Annotated in this window: 9 protein-coding genes; 6 read left to right on the plus strand and 3 right to left on the minus strand. The window is 74.3% G+C overall.

The window, feature by feature from the left end; translation table 11 throughout:
- Positions 1 to 53: 53 nt before the first annotated feature.
- Positions 54 to 974: an LAETG motif-containing sortase-dependent surface protein gene (locus tag ACFU6K_RS18525; protein ID WP_380664273.1), complete on the minus strand. Its 921-nt coding sequence runs from the start codon at positions 972 to 974 to the stop codon at positions 54 to 56.
- 365 nt (positions 975 to 1,339) lie between these two features.
- Here ACFU6K_RS18525 and ACFU6K_RS18530 point away from each other — a divergent pair, with 365 nt between their 5' ends.
- Together ACFU6K_RS18530 and ACFU6K_RS18535 are read left to right on the plus strand one after the other, a co-directional pair.
- Positions 1,340 to 2,572 carry a M64 family metallopeptidase gene (locus ACFU6K_RS18530; RefSeq protein ID WP_380664275.1) on the plus strand — a complete coding sequence of 411 codons (1,233 nt, stop codon included), beginning with the start codon at positions 1,340 to 1,342 and terminating at the stop codon, positions 2,570 to 2,572.
- Between the two features lie 60 nt (positions 2,573 to 2,632).
- The gene (locus tag ACFU6K_RS18535) at positions 2,633 to 4,024 is read left to right on the plus strand and encodes a nitrate/nitrite transporter (RefSeq protein ID WP_380664277.1); all 1,392 of its coding nucleotides are present in this window, start codon (positions 2,633 to 2,635) and stop codon (positions 4,022 to 4,024) included.
- Positions 4,025 to 4,060: 36 nt separating this feature from the next.
- Here the strand turns inward: ACFU6K_RS18535 and ACFU6K_RS18540 are convergent, their stop codons facing one another.
- Entirely contained in the window at positions 4,061 to 4,882 is an 822-nt protein-coding gene (locus tag ACFU6K_RS18540) for a maleylpyruvate isomerase family mycothiol-dependent enzyme (RefSeq protein ID WP_380664279.1), read from the minus strand.
- A 174-nt stretch (positions 4,883 to 5,056) separates the two neighbouring features.
- Between ACFU6K_RS18540 and ACFU6K_RS18545 the strand changes: the two genes are divergently transcribed.
- From ACFU6K_RS18545 to ACFU6K_RS18555, 3 genes are all read left to right on the plus strand, one after another.
- A complete protein-coding gene (locus tag ACFU6K_RS18545) occupies positions 5,057 to 5,854 on the plus strand; it encodes a carbon-nitrogen family hydrolase (protein WP_049656341.1) in 798 nt (265 codons plus the stop codon).
- Positions 5,855 to 6,085: 231 nt separating this feature from the next.
- Positions 6,086 to 7,099: a GntR family transcriptional regulator gene (locus ACFU6K_RS18550; RefSeq protein WP_380664281.1), complete on the plus strand. Its 1,014-nt coding sequence runs from the start codon at positions 6,086 to 6,088 to the stop codon at positions 7,097 to 7,099.
- A 117-nt stretch (positions 7,100 to 7,216) separates the two neighbouring features.
- Positions 7,217 to 7,864 (plus strand): hypothetical protein, encoded by a 648-nt coding sequence (locus ACFU6K_RS18555; RefSeq protein WP_380664283.1) that lies wholly within the window; start codon positions 7,217 to 7,219, stop codon positions 7,862 to 7,864.
- 87 nt (positions 7,865 to 7,951) lie between these two features.
- On the opposite strand, the gene ACFU6K_RS18560 is transcribed toward ACFU6K_RS18555, so the two are convergent.
- Positions 7,952 to 8,737: an SLATT domain-containing protein gene (locus ACFU6K_RS18560; protein WP_082346216.1), complete on the minus strand. Its 786-nt coding sequence runs from the start codon at positions 8,735 to 8,737 to the stop codon at positions 7,952 to 7,954.
- Between the two features lie 367 nt (positions 8,738 to 9,104).
- On the opposite strand from ACFU6K_RS18560, the gene purD reads away from it, so the two are divergent.
- Positions 9,105 to 10,352: a phosphoribosylamine--glycine ligase gene (gene purD / locus ACFU6K_RS18565; protein ID WP_380664286.1), complete on the plus strand. Its 1,248-nt coding sequence runs from the start codon at positions 9,105 to 9,107 to the stop codon at positions 10,350 to 10,352.
- Positions 10,353 to 10,398: the final 46 nt, after the last annotated feature.

Consider the following 10,398-nt stretch of genomic DNA (forward strand, 5'->3'; position numbering starts at 1 on the left):
CCTCCGCACCGCCGTGCGGAGGAGGGCCCCTTCGGTGTGACCGCCCGCAGGCCCTAGCGCTGGGGGCGGAGTCGACGGACGGCGATCAGGACGCCGGCTCCGAGGGCGAGGAGCAGGGCGGAGGAGGCGGCGAGGAAGGTGTTGGTGGAGGAGGAACCGGTCTGGGCGAGCTCGGGGGTGCCGGCGGGGGCGGTGGTGGCCGGGGCGGCGGTGGGGGTGGTCGGCTTCGGGGCCGGGGCGGCCGGGGCGGTGTCCTTGGTCTGCTCGGTGGCGGGCTTGGCCGGGGCCGGCTTGGTGTCCTTGGTGGGCGCGGGCTTGGCCGGGGTGGTCGGCTTGGCACCGGCGGTGTCCTGGGGGGGGGTCACCTTGACCGGCTTGAAGCCCGAGTCGCCCGGGCCCTGGGAGCCGGCCATCTCGGTCGAGGCCAGCAGGTCGATCGTGGTCACGCCGGCCGGGGTGGCGGCGGCCAGCGAGTACCGGAACCTGAAGGTCACCGAGCTGTTGGCGGCCATCCGCTGGCGCTGGGAGCCGGTGATGTCGACGACGCGGGAGCAGCCGTCGATCAGCTGGAGGTTCTTCCAGGCGCCGGTGTAGTCCAGGTACTGGATCCTGACGTCCTTGAGGCGGGCCGCTGCGCCCGAGCCCGGGGTGTGGATGCCAAGGAAGGGCTCCATGCCGTGGGCGTCCTCGGCGGCCTTGTTGGTGACCTTGACGGAGACCTCGTTCCAGCTGCCGTCCGCCACCACGGAGGACTTCGCGGAGACGATGGAGGTGTCCGGGGACAGCCCGGGCACGTTGGCCGGAGCCTCGTACGCGCCGTTGAGCCGGTGGTCCCCGCAGGCCCAGGCGGTGTCGGTGGCGAGGAGCTGGACGCCGCCGGCGAGGACGACGGTGGCGGCGACGGTGGCGATGCGGCGGCGGCCGGAGAAGGCGCGGTCGTTCTTCGCAAAACGGTTGATAACGGACGTGCGCATGACGTGACTCCCCAGGGTCATGGGTCTGACGGTGTGTGTGGGCGAAGACGACCGGCCCCGCTCCTTCACGAGCGGAAGCGCCCCTCGGCTCCGCCGGTCTCGCTCTCCGTGCCTTCATCCGTATAGACGCGCATCCCCGCCGGGGGTTGCAGACGGGTTCCGAGAATTTTTCGACGTTCTTCGGCGGGCCTCGGAGACCGTCCGAGTGATGGTTGGTATGACCTGAATGATCCGGAAAGTACGGATCGTTCGGCCAGGTCGGTGACTTTTTCGCGGCCGGATAGGGGAGTCCCGGCCGCCCGGGTACGTCTCCGCTCCACCACCCGGGCGACGCCGGGTGACCGGAACCCGGAGGACGCACCCGTATGCCGCCTGGCAACCCTGGCCGTCTCGTCCGGAGTCTGGCCGCACTCGTGCTGGTGTCCGCCGCCGCCCTCCCGGGCGCCCTGGAGCTGGTCGGCCCCTCGCCGTTCGGCGCGATCGGGCCGGGGGCCGCGGCCGACCGCGCGGTGCCGCCGCACGCGGCCCTCCAGGCCGACCAGCGGATACCCGCGGCCGCCCCCACCGTCGACATACGCCGCACCGGGGACCCGGCCAACCGGATCACCCTGGTGCTGCTCGGCGACGGCTACACGGCCGGCGAGCAGGACCTCTTCCGGCAGCAGGCCGACAAGGCCTGGCACGCGCTGATGGACATCGAGCCCTTCCGCACCTACCAGGGCTTCTTCAACATCAGGCGGGTCGAGGTGGTCTCCCCGGTCTCCGGGATAGCGGAGTCCGAGAGCCGCGGCCGCAAGACCGCCACCCCGCTCGGCATGCACTTCTGGTGCGAGGGCACCGCCCGGCTGCTCTGCGCCGACGAGGCCGCCACCGCCCGGTACGCGGGGGGCGGCGCCGGGCCGCAGTACCTGATAGCCCTGGCCAACTCCACCGAGTACGGGGGCGCCGGCGGCACCGGCGTGACCACCCTGGCGGGCGGCAGCCCGGACGCCGGGCGGATCATCCAGCACGAGATCGGGCACACCGTGGGGGACCTCGGCGACGAGTACGACAGCGCCCCGGACGACGCCGACTACCCGAACCTCGCCACCCTCAACGCCGACGACATGCGCAGGAAGCAGACCAAGTGGTGGCGCTGGCTGGGTGCCGAGTCCCCGGACGGGGCCGGGGTGATCGGGGCGTACCGCAGCGCCAACGGCCTCTACCGGCCCACCCCGGACTCGGTGATGCGCACCCTCGGCAGCGCGTACAACCTCCCCTCGCGCGAGGCGATCATCGAGGAGCTCTACCGCAGGGTCCGGCCGACCGACGCCCCGGTGCCGGCCCCCGGCGAGGTGTCCGGGCGGCCCCGGCTCGACGTCCGGCCGCTGCCGCTGACCGGCCCGCGGCAGCTGAAGGTGGAGTGGAAGGTGAACGGCGTCCCGGTGACGCCGCAGTCCCCCGACGGCTCCTGGCTGGACACCGCCGCGCTGGAGCTGGCCCCGGGCCGGACGGCCACCGTGACGGCGACCGTCAAGGACACCACCGACTGGGTGCGGGACGAGGCCTTCCGGGAGCGGCACATGACCCGCTCGGTGTCCTGGACGCTGACCGGCTGAGGCGCGGTGCGCGCCCCGGATCTGGGCGTCCAATCATGGGATGACTAATCTGGTCGGACTATGACCGTGGAGCCCGCCCGTCCAGCCCCGTCCCCGTCCGTCCCCGCTCCCCGACCCGCCGCCGGGCCCCCGGCCGCCCAGCCGGTCGTCCCCGCGCCGGTGCCCGGAGCCGCGTTCGAGCCGCCCGGCGGCCGCGCGGCCTGGCTGGCCTGGTCCGTCGGCGTCAGCGTCTACATCCTGGCCGTCATCCACCGCACCAGCCTCGGCGTGGCCGGACTGGACGCCGCCGACCGCTTCGGCATCGGCGCCTCGGCGCTCTCCACCTTCTCGATCCTCCAGGTGCTGGTCTACGCGGCCATGCAGATCCCGGTCGGCCTGCTGGTCGACCGGTTCGGGCCGCGCCGGGTGCTGCTGCTGGGCGTCCTGCTGCTGAGCGCCGGTCAGCTGGCCTTCGCGTTCAGCTCCTCCTTCGGCCCCGCGCTGGCCTCCCGCGCGGTGCTCGGCTGCGGCGACGCGATGACCTTCATCAGCGTGCTGCGGATCGCCGCCCGGTGGTTCCCGGCGGCCCGGAACCCGTTCGTCGCCCAGCTGACCGGCCTGGCCGGGATGGGCGGCAACCTGGTCACCACCGTAGTGCTCGCCCAGGCGCTGCACAGCGAGGGCTGGACGCCCACCTTCACCGCGATCGCGCTGCTGGGCGTGGCGGTGTTCGCGCTGGTCGCGCTCTTCCTCAGGGACACGCCCCCGCAGGAGGCCGCCGCCCGGACCGGGGAGGCCGGGAAGGCCGGTGCGACCGGCGTACGGCCGAAGGTCGGCCAGCAGGTCCTCGCCTGCTGGCGGGAGCCGGGCACCCGGCTCGGGCTCTGGATCCACTTCACCACCCAGTTCCCCGGCAACGCCTTCGGCCTGCTCTGGGGCCTGCCCTACCTGGTGCAGGCGCAGGGCATGTCCCGGGCGGGGGCCGGCGGGCTGCTGACCCTGCTGGTGCTCAGCAACATGAGCTTCGGCTTCCTCTTCGGCCGGCTGCTCTCCGCCTCGGCGCGGGCCCGGATGCCGATCGTGCTGACCGTCGTCGTGACCACCGCGCTCGGCTGGGCGCTGGTGCTGGCCTGGCCGGGCGGCCACCCGCCGACCTGGCTGCTGGTCGGAATCATCCTGGTGATGGGCAGCAACGGCCCGGCCTCGCTGGTCGGCCTCGACTACGCGCGCGCCCGCAACCCCGCGGAGCGGCTCGGCACCGCCTCCGGGATCGTCAACATGGGCGGCTTCATCGGCACGATGATCACCCTGTTCGGCATCGGCGTCCTGCTGGACGCGCTCTCCCCGGACGGGGCCGGCGGGTACTCGGCCGCCGCCTTCCGCTGGGCGTTCTGCTGGCAGTACGTCCCGCTGGCGGTGGGCACGGCGATGATCCTGCGGCTGCGCCGGAAGGTCGCGGCGCAGGCGGGCTGAGCCCGGGGCCCGGCGTCCGGCCCCGGGCGGCAGGCCTCAGATGGTGACCGAGAAGTTGGCCAGCACCCGTTCGGCCAGCTCCTGGTCGCCCTCGACGGAGACCGGGCCGGGCCGGCCGCGGCCGCAGGCGAGCCGCAGGTAGGTCTCCCAGTCCATGGTGAGCTGGACGTCGGGAGCCAGGCTGATCGACTCGTCCACGGTGCAGTGGCCGCTGGCGTCCACCCGGACGGTGCGCAGGAACTCCACCGGGCCGGTGACGTCCAGCACCAGGGCCGTTCCGGCCGGCGCCCCGGCCTTGTTGGCGACGGCCTTGGGCAGCAGCTCCAGCAGCACGTCCCGGGTGATCAGGGCGGCCGGCGCGTCCAGGTTGCCCGGGGCCTCCAGGGCCCGGCGCAGGTCCTGCTCGTGCACCCAGACGTCGAAGGCCCGCCTCCGCAGCAGCTCGTGGTACGGGATGTCCCTGGCCAGCGGCCCGGCCGGCCAGCGCACCGGCTCCTCGGGCGTCTGCTTGGCGTTCCGCAGTGCCCGGGAGCGCCGGATGATCGTGTACTCCAGCTCGCTGGTCATCTCCAGCGCGGTGTGGCAGCGGCGCTTGTCGACCGGGAGTTCGACGTAGCGGGCGAACTCGGTGGTCACGTGACGGAGGTCACGCGGCAGCGAGTGGATCGGGCGGGGGTCGCCGAGCAGGTCGGACTCGACCGCGATGACGTGCGAGACGACGTCCCGGACGGACCAGCCCGGACACTCGGTGGCCCGGTTCCAGGAGCCCTCGGGAAGGGGGGCGACCAGCTCCGATATGGACTCGATGGTCTGGGTCCACGCCTCGGTGTAAGCCTGCACGGTCTGGTTGTCCGTCACGGGAATCTCCGGCCCTCCGTCAGCTTCCTTGCCGCCTGTGCCCCGCCGTCACGGCCGACCGGGATGGTCCGGCTTTCCCGGCGCACACGCTAACCGCACGTTACGCTGCCGGGAGACAGCTGGGCAGCGCTTTCGGGTGACGATCGTAGGTCTCTTGCCGTGGACGGTGGTACTGTGCGCGCTTCATTGATCCAACTCGCGGTCTCCGACGCGGAGCCGCCCGCCGAGCGGAGGGCTCGGGCGGCCGCCCTGGTGCGGGCGCAACAGGGCGCCGACCTGGTGGTGCTCCCGGAGCTGTGGCCGCTCGGCGGCTTCGCCTACGACCTCTGGTCGGACGGCGCGGAGACGCTGGACGGGCCCACCTCGGACGTGATGTCGGCCGCCGCCCGGGCCGCCGGGGTCTGGCTGCACGCCGGTTCGATCGTCGAACGCGATCCGGACGGTCCGATCTACAACACCTCGCTGCTGTTCTCCCCGGACGGCGAGCTGGTGCACACGTACCGCAAGATCCACCGCTTCGGCTTCGACAGCGGCGAGGCGGTGGTGATGGGCGCCGGGCAGGAGATCGTCACCGCGCCCACCGACTTCGCCACGCTGGGCCTGGCCACCTGCTACGACCTGCGCTTCCCGGAGCTGTTCCGGGCGCTGCTGGACGCCGGCGCGCAGCTGCTGGTGGTCCCGGCGGCCTGGCCGGCCCGGCGGCGCGAGCACTGGACGCTGCTGGCCCGGGCCCGGGCGGTGGAGGAGCAGGCGTTCGTGCTGGCCTGCAACACCGCCGGGACGCACGCCGGGGTCGAGCAGGCCGGGCACAGCATCGTGGTGGACCCGTGGGGCCGGGTGCTGGCCGAGGCGGGGGCGGACGAGGAGGTCCTGACGGTCGAGTTCGACCCGGCCGAGGTGGCCAAGGCGCGCGAGGAGTTCCCGGTGCTGCGGGACCGCCTGCTGGGGATCCCGGCGCCGGTCCAGCGCTGAGCCGGAGCGGGGGCTGCGCGGGTCTCGGCGCGGGGGCCGGCGCGGGGCCGGCGCGGCGGCGGGAGCGGGGGACGGGGCGTGGTCGGGACGGCGCCGGGGCGCCGCGGACGGTGTTCCGGAGGGTTGGTTCGTACCTGGGTCGATCGGGTTTGAGAAGATGAGCACTCGTCGTGTTCCCCGCCGGCCCGTACGAGGGCCTGCCCGGTCGGCCCGCCCGAGGAGGTCGCGCCCATGCCTGACAACGGCGCAGGCGACACCCCCCGTCCCGTCATCCACCGCAACAGCCTGCGCGAGCAGATCGCCGGCGCGCTGCGCGAGGAGATGATGGCCGGCCGACTCGCGGCCGGCCGCAACTTCACCGTCAAGGAGATCGCCGAGCTGTACGGCGTCTCCGCGACCCCGGCCCGCGAGGCCCTGGTCGACCTCGGCGCGCAGGGCCTGCTGCGGGCCGAGCACCACCGCGGCTTCACCGTGCCCGAGCTGGGCTGGGACGACTTCCTGGAGATCTTCGAGTCCCGGGTCCTGATCACCGACAGCTTCCACCGCCAGTACGTCGCCCGCCGGGCGCTGCCCGACCTCAGCCGGCTGTCCTCGCTGCACCGCCGGGCCGACGCGGCGGTGCGGGCCGCCCGGGCCGGGAACCTGGACGTGATGGTGGGCTGCGACCGCCGGTTCTGGCAGGAGGTCGGCGCGCTGCTCGGCAACCGCCGGATCGCCGACTACCTGGACTGGCTGCGGGTGCAGTCCTGGATGTTCGCCGCGCGCTACCTGCGGGAGCTGCCCGCGCTGGGCGGGGTCTGCTGGGAGCGCCACCCGGAGCTGGTCGAGGCGATCGAGGCCCGCGACCCGCTCGCCGCGCACCGGATCATCTGCGAGTACAACCTGTACACCGTCCGGTTGCTGGCCGGGCTGGCCGGGCAGCCGCTGGAGTCGGTGACGGTCCTCGGGCTGCTCACCGAGTTCGCCGGGGAGGAGCCGCCGGCGGTGCCGGTCGAGCCGCCGCCCGCGCCGCCGGCCCCGCCGGAGCCGGCCGCCGAACCCGCCGGGCCCGGTGAGGCCCGTGCCGAGCGGAGCCGCCGCAGCGACGAGGTGGGCCGGGAGCTCGGCCGTGAACTGGGCCTGGGCCTCGGCCTGGTGCCGCAGCCGCGCGCGACGCCGTACGGCCGGTTCGGCCGGCGGCTGCCCGAGCCGCCCCCGGAGGCCCCGCGGGGACGGCCCGACCCGCACGCCGCGCCGGGCCGGTAGGGTGGGCGGGCGTCGGACCGGGCGCCCCGCCAACGGGCCGTCCGGGTACCGACCCAAGCCCCCGTCGTCGCCCCGTCTCCGCGGGCGATCCCCGCCTCCGGAGAGGAACTGCCGGCCATGGCCTGCGACCTCTGGCTCGTCCCGCTGGTGGACGTGCTGAGCCACAGTCCCGACAACCCCTTCCGGGACGACCTCGCGCTCTACAACGCGGTGCTGGCCTCGCGCGGGCTGCCCGAGGTGCCGGTCTACCAGTTCGTCCCGGGCATCAGCGGTGCGGTCGAGCCGATAGCCGCCTTCGACTACGACTCGCTGCACTTCCTGCGCCGCGCCTACCTGTTGGGCCTCACCGGGCTGGACATCACCCCGGTCGACACGCTCGGCGGCGACTACGAGCAGCTGCTGGAGATGTTCGAGAGCAGCGCCGAACAGTCGCACCTGGTCTGGCACTTCGACCACGCCGGCGCGTACGTGCCGGTCGAGTTCGCGGTGCCGCTGGTGGACGAGACGCTGCTCGCCTCCGGCGGCCCGCTCGGCTCCAGCCACGGGCTGCTGCGCGAACTCCAGGCCGTCGCACCGGCGCTGGGCATCGACCCGCTCAACCCGCCGGACCCGACCCGGCCGCTCGGCCCGACCGGCCTGGAGCAGCCGTTCGGGCCGCCGATCGACGACGTCCACCCCTTCGCCCGGGAGCGGCACGCCTGGTCGGGCCTGTACGCGGCGGCGACCAGGAGCGTCACCCAGGGCTCGATGATCGTCTTCGCCTGAGCCCCGAGTCGTGGCCCCCGGGTTCTGAGCCCCGAGCCCCGAGCCCCGAGTCCTGAGGCCCCGACCCGGCTCCCGGCCCCCCGATCGCTAGCGCAGCGGCCCCTCCGGCGGCCGCTGACGCGGCATGGTGGGTCGGGTGCCCGGCGGCGGCAGCACCCGCACCTGGGCGCCCACCCCGGGCTCGCTGCGCCCGCCCCAGGCCCCGCCGGACTGGGTGGGCAGCTGGGTCATCGAGGCGCGGAACTCCAGCATCCACTCCGAGGTCTCGGAGCGGACCATGTCCGAGACGTCCTCGCAGAACCGGCGCAGCACGCCCAGGCAGCGCTCGGCGGCCTCGCCCGCGGTGCCCTCGGTCGGGCCGAGCACCTCGCGCACGCACTCCGACGCCCAGTCGAACTGGAAGGCCTCCAGGCGGCGTTGCAGCGCCTGCCCGGTGGAGACGTCGCGCATCCAGCCGGAGGTGAGGCCGAAGACCCGGTCGGCGGCCAGGCAGCCGGCGGAGAGCGCGAAGCCGACGTAGCCCCAGCCGGTGCCGTTCGCGAAGGCGCCGGCCAGGTCGACCAGCGGGGCGGTCACCCCGCCCACCGCGAAGCCGGCCGCGCCGAACCGCAGCAGGCGTGCCCAGCGGCGCTTCCAGATCCGGTCCCGGCGGTACCACTCGATCGCCTCGACCGCCCGCTCCTCGGACCAGCGGTAGAGCTCCTCCAGCCGTTCGGCGGGCTCGCCCCAGTCCCCGAGCGGGAACTGGCGGGTGCTCAGATCGTCCCGGCGTCGGGTGGAGGCCCGTCGGACGACGGCGGCGGCGGGCGGGTCCTCCTCACCGATCTCCTTGCCCCAGGCACTCTCCTCGGGCTGCATTTCCGGCTGGCTCACCTGTGGGGCTCCCTGTGGCGGGCGGACTGCTGGGTCTGTCGGCGCAACGGCTGACGTGGTGTCCGCCGGTGGTTCTCCAACAGCACTTCTTACCGCCAAATGGCTGACCATGGGGGCGCTTCTCCGCTGATCGTTACCGGTTTCGGCCAACGGAACCCGAGGTGGGCGGGTTGCGGGGGTCGGCGAGATTTCACCCGTCCGAGCGAGGGTCCGGTGACCCGCCGTCGTGACCCGGGCACCCGGCGCCGAATCGGCCCGGCCGGGCTTGGAGGATCCTCCAGTGTGCTCGGCGTACGGAGCGTTCCACCTGGAGGATCCGACGGGACCGGAGAGCGGCCGGAACAGGCCACCGACTACGCTGCCAGGCGTGAAGGTCCTCGTCATCGGCGGCGGCGCCCGCGAACACGCCCTGTGCCGCTCTCTGTCCCAAGATCCCGCTGTGTCCGAACTGCACTGTGCCCCGGGCAACACCGGGATCGCGCAGGTCGCGACGGTCCACCCGGTCGACCAGCTGGACGGTGCGCAGGTCGCCGCGCTGGCCGGCCGGCTCGGCGCCGCCCTGGTCGTGGTCGGGCCGGAGGCCCCGCTGGTGGCCGGCGTCGCCGACGCCGTGCGCGCGACCGGCGTCCCGGTGTTCGGCCCGTCCGCCGCGGCCGCCCGACTGGAGGGCTCGAAGGCCTTCGCCAAGGACGTGATGGCCGCGGCCGGCGTCCCCACCGCGCGCTCCTACGTCTGCACCTCCGCCGCCGAGGCGGCCGAGGCGCTGGACGCCTTCGGCGCCCCGTACGTGGTGAAGGACGACGGCCTGGCGGCCGGCAAGGGCGTCGTGGTCACCTCCGACCGCGCGGAGGCGCTGGCGCACGCCGCCGCCTGCGAGCGCGTGGTCATCGAGGAGTACCTGGACGGCCCCGAGGTCTCGCTGTTCGCGATCACCGACGGCACGACCGTCGTCCCGCTCCAGCCCGCCCAGGACTTCAAGCGCGCGCTGGACGGCGACGAGGGCCCCAACACCGGCGGCATGGGCGCCTACTCGCCGCTGCCGTGGGCGCCCGCCGGGCTGGTCGAGGAGGTCCTGGAGACCGTCCTCCAGCCGACCGTGGACGAGCTGCGCCGCCGCGGCACCGAGTTCTCCGGTCTGCTGTACGCGGGCCTGGCACTCACCTCGCGCGGTACCCGGGTGATCGAGTTCAACGCCCGCTTCGGCGACCCGGAGACCCAGGTCGTGCTGGCCCGGCTGCGCACCCCGCTGGCGGGCGTGCTGCTGGCCTCGGCCAACGGCACCCTGGACCAGCTGGAGCCGCTGCGCTGGGACGAGGGCGCGGCCGTCACCGTGGTCGTCGCCTCCGAGGGCTACCCGGCCGCCCCGCGCACCGGCGACCCGATCGAGGGCCTGGCCGAGGCCGAGGCGGACGGCACCGCGTTCGTGCTGCACGCCGGGACGAAGGCGGGTGAGGACGGCGAGGTGCTGAGCGCCGGCGGCCGCGTGCTGTCGGTCACCGCGACCGGCGCCGACCTGGCCGAGGCGCGCGAGCGCGCGTACGCCGCGGTGGACCGGATCTCCCTCAAGGGCGGCCAGCACCGCACCGACATCGCGCTGAAGGCGGCCACCGCCTGAGGCCCCGTGCCCGTGCCGACCGTGGCCCCCGTGCGAACCGCTCGCA

Source organism: Kitasatospora sp. NPDC057512, assembly GCF_042802135.1.
Lineage (GTDB): Bacteria > Actinomycetota > Actinomycetes > Streptomycetales > Streptomycetaceae > Kitasatospora.